Source organism: Pseudoalteromonas sp. RB2-MNA-CIBAN-0110, from assembly GCF_040309305.1.
GTDB lineage: Bacteria > Pseudomonadota > Gammaproteobacteria > Enterobacterales > Alteromonadaceae > Pseudoalteromonas > Pseudoalteromonas arctica.
This window is the reverse complement of the sequence record NZ_JBEOOQ010000011.1, coordinates 71,893-91,891: the sequence shown is the minus strand read 5'-3', so window position 1 is coordinate 91,891 and position 19,999 is coordinate 71,893. Positions and strand designations below refer to the sequence as shown.

Here is a 19,999-nt window from a genome sequence, read left to right as displayed (position 1 = left end):
ACTGATTCGCTTCTATCGTTATGATTACACTAAAAACAATAACTTGATCACACAAAATGACCCGCGACAGGGGGGAACCAAAATGATAAGAAGATCGCTTTTTGTTAAAAATAGAATCGCTATAGGTTTAGCAGCCGCTAGTTTAGGTTTATCTGCAGCAAGTACTCAAGCTGTAACATTTGAAGCTGGAGGTTTTGATATTACCTTCGATTCAACCTTTTCATATGGGCAAAGTGTTCGCGTAGAAGACAGAGACTTTAACCTAATTGGCAAAAGTAATAACCCAGCATTTGATTGGACAGGATACAACCCAGCGCTAAGTAATACTATTTACTCATCACAAGATGTATGGGCACAACCGGGCTCTTACTCAAACAATGGTGATGCGGGTAATTTAAATTTTGATAGTGGTGACTCCTTCTCAAAACTATTGAAGGGCACACACGACCTTTCAATAAATAAAGATAACTACGGTTTGTTCACTCGCTTCATGTATTTTTATGACTTTGCGTTGATGGATGGCAATCATGCATATTCAAATCCTACATCAGGGCAGGGTGTTGATCCATGTGACGATAAAGACACCAAAGCACAAAGTTGTGCCGACATACGTTTATTAGACGCGTTTGTATGGGCCGATTTTGATTTAAATGATGGTAATAACCCTTTATCTGTCCGTTTAGGCCAGCAAGTAGTTAACTGGGGTGAAAGTACGCTTATATCTCATGGTATTAACGTAAACCCAGTTGATATAGATCGATTAAAAGCACCTGGCGCTGAGCTAAAAGAAGCATTTATACCAATCGGTATGCTTTGGGCATCGCTCGGAATTACTGAGAATATTACGCTTGAAGGTTTCTACCAATATCAATGGCAAGAAACACGTTTACCAGCAGCAGGTACATACTTTTCTACTAATGACTTTGCAGCAGAAAATGGTTATCAGCAGAATGTTCAATTAGGCTTTACGTCTAATCCTGATATTGATGTTGCTTTTTTAACGGATAGTTTAAATAACCTAACATCTGATTTTGCATTAGCAGCAGCTGCTCAAGGTATTGATCCTTCAAGTGCTGAAGGAAGCGCTTTATTAGCCCAAATGTATCTTGCTTACCCAACTAAGGTTGCATTAAAAGGCAAAGGGGATAATGGTAAAACAGAACCTGAAGATGGCGGCCAGTACGGTTTACGTTTAGGTATATTTTTACCTGAATTTAATGATACTGAAATTGCGTTATACCACGTGAACTACCACAGTCGTCGTCCGCTTATATCTGGTCGTGTATCAAACTTTTCGCAGGCAGCAATAGCTCAAGATTTAGCGATGATTATGACAACAGAAATTACGTCAGATAATGTTGCTGATTTAACTGCTTTTTCTAAAGCTGAAAACGACTACCCTGAAGATATTAAACTATACGGTTTAAGCTTTAACACCACTATTGGTGAAACAGCTTTTGCGGGTGAGTTTGCGTTTCGTCAAGATGAACCACTGCAAATTGATGACGTAGAGTTACTTTATACAGCTATGCCTGAGCAATTGGCGCTTGCCGGTATTCGTCCTGATTTTGCGGGTATTTCGCAAATGAGTTTTGGCGATGCTATAAGCTCTGTTGGAGCGGGTGAAGTTGCCAAGGGTTATATTGAACGTGATACATCTCAAATTCAATTTACGGCTACTCATTTATTTGGACCTTCATTAGGGGCTGATAGTTGGGCTGTTGTTGGTGAAGTGGGTGCTGTAAAAATTCATAACATGCCAGAATATGACGAAATGCGTTTAAATGTATCCGGTACTGGCCGTAGTGGCACAATTACAGGCCCAGGTACTACTGATTATTCAACATTGCAACTTGGTTTATCAAATGGCGCTGAAGAAAAATCATTCGCCACAGCATCTTCTTGGGGTTACCGCCTAATTGCTAAAGGTGATTATTTTAACCTTTACAAAGGTATTAACTTCTCTCCACGTTTTGTATTTTCTCATGACGTAAATGGTAATACACCAGATCCTATGTTCTTATTTATTGAAGATCGTAAATCTTTAGGTGCAACCATGAACTTTAACTACCAAAATGCGTGGTCACTTGATGTGAGCTATAACTCGTTTTGGGGCGGCGGCGATATTAATACTTTCTCGGATCGCGATTACGTTTCTTTTAACTTAAAATATTCTATTTAGGGGTAACATTATTATGATTAAAAAACCTACCCTCATCGCTACAGCTTTTTGTAGCTTGTTTGCAAGCAGCGCAGCTTTAGCTAAATTAAACGCTGATGAAGTTGCTCAATTAGGTCAAAACTTAACGCCAATGGGCGCAGAAAAAGCAGCTAATGCTGATGGCTCTATTCCAGCATGGAATAATGGCATTACTTCTGCACCAGCAGGTTATGAAGCTGGTATGCATCACCTTGACCCATTTACAGCTGATAAAGTGCTTTTCACTATTGATAAAAGTAATATTGAAAAGTACAAAGCCAATTTAAGTCCGGGTCAAATTGCTTTATTTGAAGCATATCCAGACACATTTAAAATGCCTGTGTATGAAACACGTCGTTCTGCGTCTTACCCTCAGTTTGTATATGATGCGACTAAAAAGTTTGCACCAACTGCTGAATTAATCGAAGGCGGTAACGGTATTAAAAATACGGCGATTGGTATTCCTTTCCCTATTCCTAAAACGGGTTTAGAGGCAATTTGGAATCACTTATTACGTTACCGTGGCCAGTCTATTGAGCGTTTTGGTGGTCAAGCTGCACCGACTGCATCTGGTTCTTATAACTATGTTGGCTTTGATGAGCAGTTATTAGTTAAATACTCAGACCCTAGTGCAACACCAGCAGAGCTGCAAGACTCAAATATTTTGTTTAAGTTTAAACAAAGCGTTACAGAACCGGCTCGTTTAGCGGGTACTGCATTATTAGTTCATGAAACAATGGATCAAATATTAACGCCGCGCCAAGCATGGACTTATAACTCGGGACAACGTCGTGTTCGTCGTGCACCTAATGTTGCATATGATGCACCAGGCACAGCTGCAGATAGCCTGCGTACTACCGATGATTTTGATATGTTTAATGGCTCGCCAAATCGTTACAACTGGACACTAAAAGGCAAGCAAGAGTTATATATACCTTACAACAGCTATAAACTTCATAGTGATAAGCTAGAGTACGATGATATTTTAATGCCTGGCCATATTAACCCAGAACATACACGTTACGAAAAACACCGTGTTTGGGTTGTTGAAGCTAACTTAAAAGATGATACACGTCATATCTATAAAAAACGTGTGTTTTACATCGATGAAGATAGCTGGCAAGTACAGGTTACTGATATTTATGATAACCGCGACCAACTTTACCGTGTAGCAATGGCTTATGGCCTTAACTACTACGAAGTACCTACACAGTGGAGTACGCTTGAGGTTTATCATGATTTGAATTCTCGTCGTTATTTAGCAATTGGTTTAGATAATCAAGAAAAAATGTACGATTTTTCACAGTCATTTAACGATAACGAATTTACTTCAAGCGCTTTACGTCGCGCAGGTAGATAGTATTAAACTAGGCACTTAACAATTTGTTAAGTGCCTTTTCCTTTCTCATCGCGTTTGTCTTACAGCGCGCAACGCTTTCCCCAGTAAAAAGACAAACAACTCTCTCGTACAAGGCGATTAAAATTTATGAAGTATTTGGTATATGCCAGCCTGATAATAAGCGGTGCGAGTGTTGCACAAGAAGCCCCTAACAATGCAATCAGTGCAACAAATGCAGCTAAAACCTTACTCACCGACATAACCAACACAGGCAATGGTCTAATTGCAGTAGGTAAACACGGTACTGTTATTAAAAGTATCTCGGGTGATAAATGGCAACAAGCTGAGCTAGTCCCAACTCAAGTGCTATTAACTGCCGTTGATTTTAGTAATGAAAATAATGGATGGGCGTGTGGCCACGATGCAACAATAATAAATACTACTGACGGTGGTGTTAATTGGCAACTACAACAAGCACAACCAAAATTAGACAAACCATGTTTAGATATTCTATTTGAAGATGATTTAAAAGGTTTTGCAGTGGGCGCATATGGCATGTTTTATCAAACCACCGATGGTGGTAAACATTGGCAAAAACGCTTTTTAGATTCGCTATTATTTAGTGATGATCGTGATTACTTGAACGATTTAAAAGAAAATGACCCCGAAGGATACGAAGCCGAAACTGCTTCAATTTTACCGCACTTTAATCGAATCGAAAAAACAGATAATGGTTTAATGCTGGTTGGTGAGATGGGCTTGATGGCCAGAAGCATTGATGATGGTCAAACTTGGCAAAGGATAGAAGAAATTTATCCTGGCTCATTTTTTGCAGTTGCATCAGATAGCACACAAGAAATTGTGGCAGGGCTTCGAGGTAATGTTTTTGCAAAGCAAAATGGTGAACAGCAGTGGCAGCATTTCGAAAATGTTAAAACAGCGACGATCAACAACATCATTAATTATAATAACAAACAATGGCTTATGCTTGCCAACAGTGGCGTTATTTTTCATCTTCAAGATGGGTTACTCACCCATGAGCAGCTTGCTGACGGTAAAGCGATTCTTGATGGTGTAATTTTAGATAACAGGCTGATCATGGCTACAGAAGATGGCATTAAAGTGAAGGAGTTAACCCCTTAATGCATAAACTACTCGATTTTATTGAAAAGGCGATTTTTAGACATCGCTTAATTATGCTTATAAGTTTTGCACTTATAACCTGTTTACTTGTATTCAAAGCGACTCAAATTCAATTAGATGCATCGTTTAATAAAAATATCCCGTTAAACCACGATTATATGAAAGTGTATACCAAGCATGAAAAGCAGTTTGGTGGTGCAAACAGTATTTTGATTTCAGTGTGTGATGACAGTGGTGATATATTTAATCCAGAGTTCTTTACTCAATTAAAAGCGGTTCACGATCAGCTTTATTTCATTCCTGGCGTAAATCGTCCATTAGTTAACTCAATATTTTCACCCAGTGCTCGTTTTGTTGAAGTAGTCGAGGATGGCTTTGCAGGCGGTCCAATTATTCCTGCTAACTTTAAAGCAGATAAGCGTGGTTTAGGTGTAGTAAAGGAAAATATTGAAAAAGCAAAAGTTGTAGGACGTATGATTGCCAGCGATTATTCGTGTGCAATGGTAACTGCTCAACTTTTAGAAACTGATCCTCAAACACAACAAAAATTAGACACATTAGCTTTTGCACAAAAGCTAGAAAGTGATTTAAGAGAACCTTTAAGTACGGACAAAGTAAGTATTCATATTATTGGCTTTGCAAAAATGGCTGGTGATATAGCTGAAGGTGCAAAAGGGGTGGTTGTATTTTTTGCCATTGCTATCGCTTTTACCTTTATTATGGTCTGGCTATTTTGTGGCAGTTTAAAGCTAACTATTTTGCCTATCGCATGTTCCATTATTGCTGTTATTTGGCAATTAGGCCTGCTTTCAAGTTTAGGTTTTGGCCTTGATCCTATGTCTATTTTGGTACCGTTTTTAGTATTTGCTATTGGTGTAAGCCATGGTGTGCAGATGATAAATGCGATTGGTAAAAAAGTAGGTGAAGGTAAAACAACACGTATTTGTTGTCAGTCAAGTTTTAGGGCTTTATTAGTGCCAGGCGGTATTGCACTGCTTTCAGACACCGTAGGCTTCTTAACATTACTTACCATCGATATTGGTATTATCCGTGAACTTGCCATTACAGCGAGTTTAGGTGTAGCAGTAATTATATTTACTAATTTAATCTTATTGCCAGTTTGGGCTTCGTACATGAACTTTGAAAACAGTGTACATATTCAATCTGGTGATGCAGCAAAACCAAACATGCTCGATAAAATCCGCGACTTACTTGTTAAAGCGACTGATCCTAAAGTAGCTAAAATGATTATTGGTTTTACCCTTGTTCTATTTGCTTTAGGTTACTGGCAAGCAGATAAAATGCGTATAGGTGACTTACATGCAGGCGCGCCATCACTGCATCAAGATGCCCGTTATAATCAAGACACGTTTTTAATATCAGACAAGTACACTATCTCGTCTGATATCTTAAAGGTAATTGTAGAAGCGTATCCTGCAGCATGTACTGAGCATGATGTGATGGAGCGTATAAGCCGTTTTCAATACAAAGTAGAGAATGTAGCAGGTGTGCAGTCTGCTGTAAGTTTGAGCTCTGTAGCTCAATCGGTTAACGCAGGCTACAACGAAGGTAATTTGAAATGGCAAAGCTTGCCACGAAATTCAGCAAGTTTAGTGCAGTCAACGTCTCGAGTTGAAACTAGTACAGGTTTACTTAACGGTGATTGTTCAGTTATGCCAGTGATTATATTTTTAGATGATCATAAAGCACAAACTATCGATACTGTAATTAAGAGTGTTAAGCAATTTGCGCAAGAAGAGGGCACTGATAAATTAGCATTTAAATTAGCGTCAGGACCTGTTGGTGTAATGGCCGCGACTAATGAGTCAGTTGCAGAAGCGCAAATACCAATGATGCTTTATGTTTATGGTGCCGTTATCATCTTATGTTTAATGAGCTTTAGAAGCGTAAAAGCAACGATTGCTGTGGTATTGCCGCTTTATATCGTATCAACACTTGCACAAGCACTTATGGTGCAATTAGAAATAGGCTTAACCGTTTCTACTTTGCCAGTTATTGCTCTAGGTGTAGGTATTGGGGTCGATTACGGCATTTATATACTGTCGTCGATGATGGGGCAGCTTAAGCAAAATGTACCATTAAGTGTTGCTTATCGAAATGCGCTTGTTGAACGTGGCAGTGCGGTTCTATTTACCGGTATTACACTTGCGATTGGTGTGAGTACGTGGATATTCTCAGATCTTAAATTCCAAGTTGATATGGGTATACTGTTAACCTTCATGTTTTTAGTAAATATGTTAGGTGCAGTGTTGTTATTACCCGCTATTGGTAGCCTTCTCTGGACCGACCAGAAAAAATAATGTGAATAATTTTGCTCCTAAATGGCCTGTAAAGGCCATTTATATCTACAATTTGTGAATAGATGACCAAATAGCTGAAATGGTTAAAATGTTTTCATCGAAAGGGCTGTTTATTAACTGTAAAAGGGTTAGAATTTGGTTGACTCCACGCTAATGAATAGCTGTACAAATTCCTGCTCCTGAGCAGTAATAGATTAAGGAACATACAATGACACGAAATGAAGGCCAAGCCTCGGTTATCCTAGATAATGTCTGTAAGCTGATCCAGAAAAAAGTTCGCGCTGATAATGTGTTACTCGTTGAGAAATTCGCCAAAGCCTTGTACAGCAATATGTCTAAAGAGGATTTGGCAAACCGCAACGATAGTGACCTATATGGCGCAGCATTAAGCCTTTGGAACTCGCTAGAAAAAAATACTACCGACGACGCTGTTATCCGCGTTTTCAACCCTGAAGTGGCAAAAGATGGCTGGCAGTCATCACATACAATCGTAGAGATTATTACTAAAGACATGCCGTTTTTAGTTGATTCTGTTCGTATGGCCATGACTCGTGAAAATATCGCCTCTCACTTATTACTTCACTGCCCATTAAAAATTAAGCGCGATGAAAACGCTAAAATTTCTGGATTATCAAATTTAAAAGCAGAGCAAGAATCCTCATCTACTAAAACAGTATTTTTTATTGAAATTGACCGTCAAACAGATTCTTCTGTGATTGAGTCTTTCAAGAAAGAGTTAGAGTCGGTTCTTGTTGATGTATCAGTTGCTGTTGATGATTGGCAGCCAATTCGTAAAAAATTGATTGCAGTAACCAAAGAGTTACCTAAACGTCATCATAATAAAACGACAGAAGAAGTTTCAGAAACAACTGAGTTTTTAGATTGGTTAGCGAAAGATAACTTTACTCTAATGGGTTACCGTGAATATGAGCTAAGCCCAGTTCAAGGTGATTACCAATTAAAAGGTAAAATGGAATCAAGCCTTGGCTTGATGAAAAACTCGACTGAAGAACACACACGATTATTATCAGAATTACCAGAAGTTGCTCGCCAAGAAGCACGCAGCAGCAATCTACTGATCTTGACAAAAACAAACTCTGTTTCTCGCGTTCACCGTCCAGCTTACATTGATTACGTAGGTATTAAGCGTTTTGACGATGAAGGCAATGTAATTGGTGAAGACCGCTTTATTGGTTTGTTCTCATCAAGCTTTTACAATAACAGTGCTACTGATGTGCCTGTTTTAAAAAGTAAAATCAACCGCATTATGGAAATGTGTGATTTTGCTAAAGGTACACACGCTTACAAAGCTGTTTTAAATATTTTAGAAACCTACCCACGTGATGAGCTAGTTCAAGCGCGCGAAAGTGAGCTACTTGAAGTTGCTATGGGTGTTTTACAAGTACAAGAGCGCGATATGTGTCGCTTGTTTGTACGTAAAGATGCGTATGGTCGCTTTTTATCTTGCATGGTTTATGTTCCTCGCGAACGCTATAACACGGCTCTTCGTCGTGAAACGCAAGATATATTAGCTAATGCATTTAATTCTGACGATAAAGTCGAATTTACTACTTATTTCTCTGAGTCAACACTGGCGCGTACTCATTACACCGTTCGTGTGACCGACAACAAGATCGAATATAACGTGAAAGACATCGAAAACAATTTAGTAGAAGCTGCACGTACGTGGGAAGATAAACTTCAATCTGCACTTTTAGAGTCTGCGGGTGAAGCACGTGGTAACGATTTAAATCGTAAATACTGTAATGCGTTTGCACGCTCATACAAAGACGAAGTGCTTCCAAGTGCAGCGGTTGTTGATATCGAAAAGTTAGAACTACTTAGCGATGAAAACAAGCTAGAAATGCTGTTCTACCGTCCTCAAGAAGAAGCAAACAGTAATATTGTACGATTAAGCTTATTCCATAAAGATGAGCCAATTCACTTATCTGATGTTATGCCAATGCTTGAAAACTTTGGTCTGCGCGTTGTTGGTGAAACACCATATTCAGTTAAAACTAGCGATGGTCGTATTAACTGGATCATGGACTTCTCGATGCTTATTGACAGCAAAGGGATGGCAGACTTTGATAAAATTTCAGCGCGTTTTCGAGCTGCATTAACAAATGTTTGGGGCAACCGCCTTGAAAATGATGGTTTTAACCGTTTAGTGTTAATGGGTGGCCTAACTGGCCGCGAAGCCTCTATTTTACGTGCTTACGCTAAGTACATGCGTCAAATTGGTGTAACGTTCTCACAAAGTTACATAGAAAGTACATTTGCAAATTATCCAAACATTGCTGCGCAAATTGTTAATTTATTTGCTAAAAAGTTCTCAGTTAAGAGCCCAGCAAGTGCTAAAACACTTGAAAAGTTAAGTACGCAAATTTACTTAGAACTTGAAAATGTAGCAAACCTTGATGATGACCGCATTATACGTTTATACGTAGATATGATTGTTGCTACGCTACGTACTAACTATTTCCAAAAAGATGATGCAGGTCAGTTTAAAGCGTATATATCGTTTAAAATACGCCCTAGCTTAATTCCTGACGTACCGCTTCCTCTTCCTGCGTTTGAGATTTTTGTATACTCTCCGCGCGTTGAAGGTGTGCATTTACGTTACGGTAAAGTAGCGCGTGGTGGTCTGCGTTGGTCTGACCGTCGTGAAGATTTCCGTACTGAAGTACTTGGCCTAGTTAAAGCACAACAAGTTAAAAATACAGTAATTGTACCTGTTGGTTCTAAAGGTGGTTTTGTATGTAAACAACTACCTAGTGAGCGCGAAGCGTTTATCAAAGAAGGCCAAGAGTGTTACAAAATCTTTATCCGTGGTCTTCTAGATATTACAGATAACATAGAGCGCGGTGAAGTAGTGCCAGCTCGTGATGTTGTTCGCCACGATGAAGATGATGCTTACTTAGTAGTTGCTGCCGATAAAGGAACCGCGACTTTCTCTGATATCGCAAACGGCATAGCTAATGAATACAATTTCTGGTTAGGTGATGCATTCGCATCAGGTGGCTCGGTTGGTTACGATCACAAGAAAATGGGTATTACAGCTAAAGGTGCATGGGAATCAGTTAAACGTCATTTCCGTGAAATGGACATCGATTGTCAAACGACTGACTTTACAGCAGTGGCAATTGGCGATATGGCGGGTGACGTATTTGGTAATGGTATGTTGTTATCTAAGCATATTCGTTTACAAGTTGCCTTTAACCATATGCACATTTTTGTTGATCCAAACCCAGATGCTGCTACTTCTTACCCTGAGCGCGAACGTTTATTCAATATGCCGCGTTCATCGTGGGATGATTATAACAAAGAGTTAATTTCTGCCGGTGGTGGTGTTTTCTCTCGTGCAGCTAAATCAATTACGCTTAGCCCTGAAATGAAAAAAATGTTGGGCACTAAAAAAGCGAGTATGACGCCAAACGAATTAATAAAAGCATCGTTAATGATGGAGTTTGATTTACTGTGGAATGGCGGTATCGGAACGTATATCAAAAACTCTAAAGAAACTGATGCCGATGTAGGGGACCGTGCAAACGATGCGTTACGTATTAATGGTAGAGATTTAGGCGCTAAAGTTTTAGGTGAGGGGGGTAACTTAGGTACTACTCAACTTGGCAGAATTGAATTTGCAGCTAAAGGCGGGCGCGTAAACACGGACTTTATTGATAATGTTGGTGGTGTTGCGTGTTCAGATAACGAAGTAAATATAAAGATTTTACTTAATGGCCTAGTAGCTGAAGGTGATTTAACGCGTAAGCAACGTGATGAGCTACTTTACTCAATGACTGATGAAGTATCTCAATTAGTATTAAAGGACTGTTACCGTCAAACACATACTATTTCAATTACGCAATCTAAGGGCACTTCAACGCTTAAAGAGAAGATTCGTTTCATCCATGCTCTTGAAAAAGATGGTAAATTGAACCGTGCTATCGAGTTCATTCCAAGTGATGAAGAGTTGGCAGAGCGCGCAGCAGCGGGTAAAGACTTAACTCGCCCTGAGCTTTCAGTGCTTGTTTCATACGCTAAAATGGTATTGAAAGAGTCTTTAGTCAGTGATGAAATTACTGAGAATCCTTACTACCGTCAGTTATTAGTTAAATCGTTCCCACGTCCATTACGTGAGAAGTTTAACGATGCGATGGATAATCACCCATTACGCAAAGAAATTATCGCTACTAAGCTCGCTAACAGCATTGTTAATGATATGGGTTTAAACTTCATGGTACGTATGCATGAAGAAACCGGTGCCAACGAAGCTGAAATTGCAATGTGTTACTCAATTGCTAGCGAAATATTTGAAATGCGCGATACATGGTCTTCTATCAGCGCACTGGATAATAAAATACCAGCAGCGGTACAAACTGAAATGCTTTACCAACTTCGTCGTACTGTTCGCCGTACTACGCGCTGGTTCTTACGTCATCGTAATAAGTCACAAACGATTGAACAAGGAATTGAATTCTTTGCGCCAACATTTAAAGATTTAAGCGATAATTTAAATTCGTACATGATTGAAAAAGAAAATGATCGTATTGTAATTGAAGCTAATAAGTTAATTGATGCCGGCGTTCCTGCAGATATAGCTAAGCGTATTGTTTCGTTATCAAGCTTATTCTCTGTGATGGATTTAGCTGAGGTTGCTAATAATTCAGGTAAGAGTATTTCGATGGTATCGAATACTTACTTTAAACTAGGCGCGAGAATGGGTCTGCATTGGTTCTTAGAGCAAATAACTAAGCAACCAGTAGCAAATCATTGGCAAGCACTTGCTCGTTCATCTTACCGTGAAGAGCTTGATTGGCAGCAACGTACGTTATCTGAAGTGGTGCTAAATAGCTTTGAAGGTGACGAGAGCGATGTTGATAGTCAAATAGATGAGTGGATGGATAGCCAAGATTTATTACTTCAGCGTTGGAAACAAATGTTGGCTGAGTTTAAAACATCACAAAGCCACGACTTTGCTAAGTTCTCAGTTGCACTTCGTGAACTTATGTTATTAAGTCACAACTGTGATACATCAGGAAAATAATTTAGCTTTAATCAGTTATTTGTTTAGTAAATAAATAACTGATTGTTAAAATTGTTATACAATACCTCAGCCTTGTCTGAGGTATTTTTTTGTCTGAAATTTAAAAAGAGGATTATATTGATGTTTTATGATTTAGCTCGCCGTTTTATGTTTACCCGTGATGCGGAGTGGGCGCATGAGTTTGCACTTAATAATCTTCGTCGTTTTGCTAATACGCCTCTAAATATAGCTTGGTCACAAAGTGTTTCAGATAAACCCGTAAACTTTTTAGGTCTTGAATTTAAAAATCCAGTAGGGCTTGCCGCTGGCCTGGATAAAAATGCAGAATGTATAGATGCATTTAGTCAAATGGGATTTGGTTTTATTGAAGTTGGAACGGTTACACCGCGTCCTCAAGTTGGTAATGACAAGCCACGTATTTTTAGACTTCCAGAGTCAAACGCAATTATTAACCGTATGGGTTTTAATAATAAAGGTGTTGATAATTTAGTCGAAAATGTAAAAGCAGCAAAGTACAGTGGCATACTCGGTATCAATATTGGTAAAAATAAAGATACACCTAACGAGCAAGGTAAAGATGACTATATTCATTGTATGCGTAAAGTATTTGAGCATGCCTCATACATTACGGTAAATATTTCATCACCAAATACCCCAGGGCTTCGTGATTTACAATATGGTGCTGCACTTGACGATTTATTGCAAAGTCTTAAAAATGAACAGTTAGATTTAATTGCAAAGCATAATAAGCAAGTTCCTATGCTTGTAAAAATTGCACCGGATCTCGATCAAATACAAATAGAGCAAGTAAGTGAGTCACTTTTAAATAATAAAATTGATGGTGTAATTGCCACAAACACAACGCTTGAACGAGCCGCAGTCATGGGGCAGCAATATGCACAAGAGGCGGGCGGTTTATCAGGTCACCCTGTTAGAATGCGCTCTACAGAGGTAGTAAGTGAACTAAAACGCTTAACACAAGGTAAGCTACCAATCATCGGAGTCGGCGGTATTGATGATGCTACATCTGCAAAAGAAAAGTTAGATGCAGGCGCAAATTTAGTTCAGGTTTATACTGGGTTCATCTACAAAGGTCCACAATTGGTAAAGTCGATCGTTAACGGCTTATAAGGATCAGTTATCTAAGCTTTTGATCGTTAGCTAAATGTTCTAAGCAAACATTTTAAAAGTGGTCAAAAGCGGTTATACTCTGAGCAATAATTATTCAACATACCCAAGGAGGAGTAAATGTTACAAGCATCAAAGCAATGGCAGTGGATTACTTGTCCTGATAAAAATCGTTTGTTACTTGATTTAAATGACGACATGCAACTATGCACGCCTTATAAATTAAGACAGCTCACCGATTCTGTTTTTAAAAATCCACGTTTTAGTCTCGAAGATGCTGCATTTTACGAACAAGTTTATAATTATCTGGATGGATTTGAATTGTGGTCTGCGGCACAAATTTGTCAAATATCATTAAATGCGACTGCTGTTAAGTATCACTTAAAACCCGTTTTAGCAAAAAGTTGGTTTTTTGAAGAATACACAGGGACAGAACCAAGCGTAGAGGCAATAGTAAAATTAACATCTAAAGCGCAGTCAGGTGATTTTTTAATTGTAGAGCATTGTCCTGATGCATCTATTTGTTTGAATTTAAGTGAAACCTTTAAATTAGACGAAAACTTATCTTTAGCGCAATTTGAGGTAATCCGTATTTTGAATAATCGAGTCCACCCCATCCTAAATCAGCAATATCAAAGTCAAACCGCCTAACCAAATTTAAGTCTTAAGCGTGTCTTTATGGCGTGTTTGTCGCCCAACCTATGTTATAATCCTGCGCAATTAGCTATTAAGGGTTATTACTTTGCAATTTATCGCACTTACTTCTATCGGAATCGAAAATTTATTGGTTGATGAACTAACAGAACTTGGCGCAACCGTGTCTAAGCAAACTGTTGGTTCTGTTCGTTTTGAGGCTGACTCATTACTTGCGCAAAAGGTTTGTTTATCAACTCGTTTTGCAACGCGTGTGCTTATGCTTATTGAAGAAAAAGAAGGCGTAGATGACAAAAATAGCCTGTATAATTTTGCGCGCTCGCAACCTTGGCAAGAATGGTTTGGGCCTACGCAAACATTCGCTGTCGACTTCAATGGTACCAATGACTCATTAAAAAACACGCAATTTTCGGGTCTTGTAATCAAAGATGCAATTGTTGACTATTTTAATGATTTATACGAGCAACGTCCTAACGTTGATAAGCAAGATGCTAACGTGCGCGTAGTTGCACGATTAAATCGTTACGGCGTATCGATGTATATTGACTATTCAGGTCCTCGTTTGTCAGAACGTGGTTACCGCCAAGGCCAAGGTAAAGCGCCAATTAAAGAGCACTTAGCTGCTGCATTAATTAAGCGAAGTGGCTGGCTTGAAAATGTAAAACAGCCTTTATTCGATCCATGTTGTGGTGCGGGTACTATTTTGATAGAAGCTGCCGGTATGGCGCGAAACGAAGCGCCAGGATTATTCCGTGAAGGTTTTGCTTTTGAGCGTTTACCCAGTTTTAGAGCCGCTAAGTTTAAAGAGCTTAAAGAAGAGTTACTCGCTAATATCACCGATCCTAAATTGTGGTTAATTGGCCACGATTACGATGAGCAAGTATTAAGTAAAGCGATTGATAATGCTAAACGTGCAGAGCTTGACGACGTGATTAAGTTTAAGCAAAGTGATGCAACTAAACTTACAGCTGTTGCAAAATTACCGGGTGTTGTAATTTCAAACTTACCGTATGGTGAGCGTATTGGCTCTATGGCTGAGCTTGTTGATTTACACCGTAATTTAGGTGTTGGCTTTAAAAAGCACTTTAATCACTGGAAACTTGCCCTACTTGGTATGGACGAGAGCTTATTTAAACTTTTAAAACTTGTGCGTCTTAAGCGCTATAAATTTAAAAATGGCCCATTAGATGTTGAGCTTAACTTATATCAACTAGATGATAAGCAAGTAAGCTTGACTACAGATGATAAAAAAGCACTCAATTTTGAAGGCTCAACGTCATTCGCAAATAGATTGAAAAAAAATAAGCAAGGCTTAAAAAACTGGCTTAAACAAAATAAAATAGACGCTTATCGCGTCTATGAAGCGGATATTCCTGAATACAATGTTGCTGTAGATATTTACGGTGACTCTGCTGTAATTTTTGAATATGCAGCGCCTAAAGAAATAGACGAAAAAACATCAGAAAAACGCCTGCAAGATGTAATAAGTTTAACGGCTCAACAGCTTGAGATTTCACCTGAAAACATTGCTGTAAAAGTACGTAAAAAGCAGAAGGGCGAAGATCAATACACCGCTATGTCTAAACAAAACCGTACTATGGTTGTTGAAGAGTTTGGTGCTAAGTTCAAAGTTAATTTATTTGACTACTTAGACACAGGCTTGTTTTTAGACCATCGCTTAATGCGCCGTTATATTCAAGAAAATGCTAAAGATAAACGTTTCTTAAACCTTTTTGCATATACAGGTACAGCTTCTGTACATGCTGCTCTTGGTGGTGCTAAAGCCATTACTACAGTCGATTTATCAAAGACCTACTTAAAATGGGGCCAAGATAACTTTGATTTAAATGGTATTAGTAATACACGATACCGCTTTGAACAAGCAGATTGTTTAAAATGGTTAGAGCACGCAACGGCGCAATATGATCTGATATTTTTAGATCCTCCAACGTTTTCAAACTCAAAACGTATGAAAGATGCATTCGATGTGCAGAGCGATCACATTAAATTATTAACGTGGGTTAAAAAGATTTTAAGCCCATCAGGTACCTTAATTTTCTCTAATAACAAACGTGGCTTTGTAATAGATGAAGTTGGCCTGATTGGTCTAGGTTTAAAAGCCGTTAATATTTCAGATAAAACGTTATCACCAGACTTTAAACGTAATAAAAAAATCCATAATAGCTGGCTAATCACGCATGGCTAAATGGGTTTTATACCACACTGATGGTTGCCACTTGTGCGAGCAAGCTGAGCAACTTATCACTGAGGTACTTGGTAATACGAGTGAGTTATTACTAATCGATATTATGACTGATGAGCAGCTTATAGCTGAGTATCAAATTACTATTCCTGTATTAAAAAGTGAAAAAGGCGAGCAATTATTTTGGCCTTTTACTTTACACACTGTGCGCGAATTTTTAGCACAAGCAGAATAAGAGCAAATAAGAACTATGGATTTAATTAGAATTTTAAAAGCACAGCTTGCTTTTGGTACACATGCTTTGCTTAACAAAGCAGATGCCGTTATAGAAAGTGGCGAAAGAGTGTGTGTTGTTGGTCGAAATGGCGCGGGTAAGTCAACTCTATTAAAAGTGCTTGATGGCGAAGTTGTTTTAGATGATGGTGAAATAAATCAGCTAGGCGGGATTAGAATTTCTCGTTTAGAACAAGATCCACCAAAAGGCGCAAATGGCACTGTATTTGATTATGTTGCGCAAGGTATGCCTGAGATTGCAAACTTACTCATTGATTTTCATCATGTAAGTAATGAGCTTCAAACAGAGTGTAACGATAAGTTATTAAACAAACTTGAACGTTTATCAAATCAACTAGAGGCGGCTGATGGCTGGCGCTTTGATAGCCGAATTCAATTAGTTTTGACACAATTAGAATTAACGCCAGAGGCTAAACTTGAGTCTCTTTCTGGTGGTTGGTTACGTAAAGTAGCACTTGCACGTGCACTTGTTAGTGAGCCTGATTTATTATTGCTTGATGAGCCTACAAACCATTTAGACATGGCAAGTGTTATGTGGCTTGAGCAATTTTTAAAAGAGTTTAAAGGCGGAATCGTATTTATATCGCATGACCGTGCGTTTATTCGTGCTGTTGCTACGCGTATTTTAGATTTAGACCGTGGTAAGCTTATTTCGTATCCTGGTGATTACGCTACGTACTTAGAGCAAAAAGCCCATGATTTAAAAGTAGAAGAAAGCCAAAATGCATTGTTCGATAAGCGTTTAGCCGAAGAAGAAACGTGGATCCGCCAAGGTGTTAAAGCGCGAAGAACCCGTAATGAAGGTCGAGTTCGTGAGTTAAAACAGCTTCGTACAGAGCGTAAGCAACGTGTTGACCAAGTTGGTAAAACTGATTTCAATATTGAAACAGCAGATCGCTCTGGTAAGTTAGTATTTGAAGCTCAACATCTTTGTCATGCATTTAAAGACAAAGTTATTGCTGATGATTTTTCTACGCTGGTAATGCGTGGTGACAGAATAGGCCTTGTAGGTCCAAATGGTATTGGTAAAACCACACTGTTAAAACTAATGTTTGGTAATTTAGCACCTGATAGCGGCATAACTAAGCAAGGTGTTAATTTAGAATTTGCTTACTTTGACCAATATCGTGAAAAACTTGATGAAGAAGCAACAGTTCAAGATAACGTCGCCGAAGGTAAACAAGAAGTGATGATGGGCGGACGCTCACGTCATGTTTTAGGTTATTTACAAGACTTCTTATTCCCGCCAGCACGTGCTCGAACTCCTGTTAAAGCACTCTCTGGTGGTGAAAAAAACAGATTACTATTAGCTAAATTGTTTTTAAAACCGTCTAATATCCTTGTTCTCGATGAGCCAACAAATGACTTAGACATTGAAACGTTAGAGTTACTAGAGGACATCATTAATCAATACCAAGGTACAGTGCTGATTGTAAGCCATGACCGTGAATTTATTGATAATACTTGTTCAAGTGTATGGGCGTTTGAAGGTAACGGTAAAGTTACAGATATTGTAGGTGGCTATAGCGACTATGAGGCTTACGTTAACTATTTAGCTGAACAAGAAAAAAAAACGCAACAACAACCAGTAAAAAAAGTTGAAAAAGTAGTCGCTCCAGTTGCTAAACCTGCAGCTAAGACAAATAAACTCTCTTACAAATTAAAACTTGAATTAGAGCAACTACCGAATAAAATGGAAAAACTAGAAGCTGAAATTGAAGCTCAACAAGCTGTAGTTAGTGACTCAGACTTTTTTAAACAAGAGAGTGATGTAACAACTAAAGCATTGAACCATTTGGCACAACTTGAGTCTGACCTTGAAGCTGCGCTTGAGCGCTGGGAAGAACTTGAAGAATTACAGAATCAGTAGTAAGGACTAAAATGAAATATAAATTACTCGCTGCCAGTATTTTAGCGACATTAAGCACTTCAGCAACAAGTGCGACGTACCAGTTAAGTGAATTAGGGACTCTTGAAGACGCTAAATATTCTTATGTAACAGATGTAAGCGAAAGCGGGCACATTATTGGTTTCGCAAATGGTTTATACAATTTACCTATTGATATCAGCTATATAGATTTTACTGAAAATATTATTGAAAATAGCTACGATAATACAGAGGCTGCATTTGATTTAAGTGATAAAGAGATTACCTTTACACTTGATGACATTGAAAATAATGATGCAGTACTTACTAATTCTGATGCACATACTTTCATGGTTAGTTTTTTATCTTCAATTTCTACAAATTTTGAATATCAAAAATTAAGCTCATTAGTTGGCATAAAGTACAATGACACACAAGTAACAGAGCAACCGTTATTTGATGTTGCATCTGTTGATTATGATGGCTTAACGCGTTCAACTATTAACCTTTTTAATGCTGTAAGTGAAGACGGCGTTACTGTTGGTTGGGGCGGTGCTCCTTACGATAAAGTGTCTTTTACACCTGATGGTGAAGATGATGCAGAAACGTGGTTCACACATGAGTTTATAGAACGTGGGATTGTAATAAGTGCTGATGGCATGATCAAAGTTCCATTAGAACCAGAGTTTAATGAATACGGTGGCACAAGCCGCGCTAACGATATAGTCAAAACAAATAGTGGTTACACTGTTGTAGGTAATATCTCTACAAGTACTCCTGATGACAGACAAGATAATATTGATGATAACTGTGATAATGAAGACGAACCAACATCAGTGTGTATCAATTTATTAAATTCTAATATTTCACGAGGCTTATTTAATAAGCGTGCTGTTAAATGGGAACTTGACGAATCACTGAATGTTATTTCTGTTGAAGAGCTTGGTATGGCACTTACACCTGATGAAGGTGAAACGGAAGATGACGCATTTACAAGTACAGCTTTAGCTATTAATGCAATAGGCACTGTAGTTGGTTCATCAAATACGCGTTATTACAAAAATGATGATACGATTCTTACAATGCCAGTTTATTTTAAAGACGGTGCAGTTACTGATTTTATTGATCAAGAAGACGATTGGCAGGCTGGTAAATCAATCGCTATTAATGATAATGATGTAATTACAGGTTATGCGACAAAGCGTATTGAAGGTACTCTTCGTAATAAATTCTTCTATCATGACATCGAAACGGGTAATACAGTTTTCCCAACTGATTATTTTTCAAGCTCAAGTTCTTATGGCAACGATATAAATAATCAAGGATATATTGTAGGCGAAGGGGAAGTAGGTGTTTCTGATAGCTCACGACTCAAAGAAGCCTTTATTTACAAAATTGGTGAAGACAAAATAACTAATCTAAATGATTTACTGCCTTGTTATGACACTGATGGCGAAACTGACTACGCTTACTCAATGGTTGAAGCAACAGCTATTAATGAAAATAATGAAATATTTGGTACTGCGACTAAGACAGTTGAAAAACTTGATTCTTTAGGCGGTGTTGTAACTGATATCAATGGTGAAATTGAATACGAAAGTATCGCAGTTGCAGTTAAGTTAACGCCAATTGCAAATGGTGAAGTAGAAAACTGTGCTCCAGTAGAAGCAGAAGTGTATGAGCGTAACTCTGCTAGCTTTCCTTGGTATACATTATTGCTATTACCATTAGTTGGCTTAAGACGTATATTTCGCTTTTAAAGTTTACTAATATTGATTATAAAAAAAACCAACTTAATAA

The 19,999-nt window shown here is 38.4% G+C and carries 11 protein-coding genes; all 11 read left to right on the top strand.

What is annotated here, in order from left to right; genetic code table 11:
• The first annotated feature begins 82 nt into the window (after positions 1–82).
• The 11 genes from AAEY68_RS07935 to AAEY68_RS07885 all read left to right on the top strand — a co-directional run bounded on the left by AAEY68_RS07935 (position 83) and on the right by AAEY68_RS07885 (position 19,959).
• On the top strand, positions 83–2,182 hold the full coding sequence (locus tag AAEY68_RS07935) for a DUF1302 domain-containing protein (RefSeq protein ID WP_024592566.1): 2,100 nt from the start codon (positions 83–85) through the stop codon (positions 2,180–2,182).
• Between the two features lie 13 nt (positions 2,183–2,195).
• Positions 2,196–3,560, top strand: a complete 1,365-nt coding sequence (locus AAEY68_RS07930; RefSeq protein ID WP_024592567.1) for a DUF1329 domain-containing protein — start codon at positions 2,196–2,198, stop codon at positions 3,558–3,560.
• A gap of 126 nt (positions 3,561–3,686) precedes the next feature.
• On the top strand, positions 3,687–4,682 hold the full coding sequence (locus AAEY68_RS07925; RefSeq protein WP_007586906.1) for a WD40/YVTN/BNR-like repeat-containing protein: 996 nt from the start codon (positions 3,687–3,689) through the stop codon (positions 4,680–4,682).
• Complete coding sequence (locus AAEY68_RS07920) at positions 4,682–7,003, top strand: efflux RND transporter permease subunit (protein ID WP_007586903.1); 2,322 nt, start codon at positions 4,682–4,684, stop codon at positions 7,001–7,003. The genes AAEY68_RS07925 and AAEY68_RS07920 overlap by 1 nt, the downstream gene beginning before the upstream one ends.
• A 208-nt stretch (positions 7,004–7,211) precedes the next feature.
• On the top strand, positions 7,212–12,053 hold the full coding sequence (locus AAEY68_RS07915; RefSeq protein ID WP_024592568.1) for an NAD-glutamate dehydrogenase: 4,842 nt from the start codon (positions 7,212–7,214) through the stop codon (positions 12,051–12,053).
• A 120-nt stretch (positions 12,054–12,173) separates the two neighbouring features.
• Positions 12,174–13,184 carry a quinone-dependent dihydroorotate dehydrogenase gene (gene pyrD / locus AAEY68_RS07910; protein WP_010552659.1) on the top strand — a complete coding sequence of 337 codons (1,011 nt, stop codon included), beginning with the start codon at positions 12,174–12,176 and terminating at the stop codon, positions 13,182–13,184.
• A gap of 117 nt (positions 13,185–13,301) precedes the next feature.
• Entirely contained in the window at positions 13,302–13,832 is a 531-nt protein-coding gene (locus tag AAEY68_RS07905; RefSeq protein WP_007586900.1) for a cell division protein ZapC, read from the top strand.
• A 91-nt stretch (positions 13,833–13,923) separates the two neighbouring features.
• Entirely contained in the window at positions 13,924–16,041 is a 2,118-nt protein-coding gene (gene rlmKL / locus AAEY68_RS07900; protein WP_170070828.1) for a bifunctional 23S rRNA (guanine(2069)-N(7))-methyltransferase RlmK/23S rRNA (guanine(2445)-N(2))-methyltransferase RlmL, read from the top strand.
• Positions 16,034–16,273, top strand: coding sequence for a glutaredoxin family protein (locus AAEY68_RS07895; protein WP_024592570.1), 240 nt, complete (start codon positions 16,034–16,036; stop codon positions 16,271–16,273). Before rlmKL ends, AAEY68_RS07895 begins: the two co-directional genes overlap by 8 nt.
• A gap of 15 nt (positions 16,274–16,288) precedes the next feature.
• Positions 16,289–18,202 (top strand): ATP-binding cassette ATPase Uup, encoded by a 1,914-nt coding sequence (gene uup / locus AAEY68_RS07890; RefSeq protein ID WP_024592571.1) that lies wholly within the window; start codon positions 16,289–16,291, stop codon positions 18,200–18,202.
• Positions 18,203–18,213: 11 nt separating this feature from the next.
• Entirely contained in the window at positions 18,214–19,959 is a 1,746-nt protein-coding gene (locus AAEY68_RS07885) for a DUF3466 family protein (RefSeq protein WP_024592572.1), read from the top strand.
• Positions 19,960–19,999: the final 40 nt, after the last annotated feature.

Excerpts from the sequence above, each read along its gene's own strand:
- AAEY68_RS07930 (WP_024592567.1), top strand. The coding sequence starts at position 2,196 with ATGATTAAAAAACCTACCCTCATCGCTACAGCTTTTTGTAGCTTGTTT.
- AAEY68_RS07885 (WP_024592572.1), top strand. The coding sequence starts at position 18,214 with ATGAAATATAAATTACTCGCTGCCAGTATTTTAGCGACATTAAGCACT.
- AAEY68_RS07935 (WP_024592566.1), top strand. The coding sequence starts at position 83 with ATGATAAGAAGATCGCTTTTTGTTAAAAATAGAATCGCTATAGGTTTA.
- AAEY68_RS07905 (WP_007586900.1), top strand. The coding sequence starts at position 13,302 with ATGTTACAAGCATCAAAGCAATGGCAGTGGATTACTTGTCCTGATAAA.
- AAEY68_RS07925 (WP_007586906.1), top strand. The coding sequence starts at position 3,687 with ATGAAGTATTTGGTATATGCCAGCCTGATAATAAGCGGTGCGAGTGTT.
- AAEY68_RS07920 (WP_007586903.1), top strand. The coding sequence starts at position 4,682 with ATGCATAAACTACTCGATTTTATTGAAAAGGCGATTTTTAGACATCGC.
- uup (WP_024592571.1), top strand. The coding sequence starts at position 16,289 with ATGGATTTAATTAGAATTTTAAAAGCACAGCTTGCTTTTGGTACACAT.
- AAEY68_RS07895 (WP_024592570.1), top strand. The coding sequence starts at position 16,034 with ATGGCTAAATGGGTTTTATACCACACTGATGGTTGCCACTTGTGCGAG.
- pyrD (WP_010552659.1), top strand. The coding sequence starts at position 12,174 with ATGTTTTATGATTTAGCTCGCCGTTTTATGTTTACCCGTGATGCGGAG.
- AAEY68_RS07915 (WP_024592568.1), top strand. The coding sequence starts at position 7,212 with ATGACACGAAATGAAGGCCAAGCCTCGGTTATCCTAGATAATGTCTGT.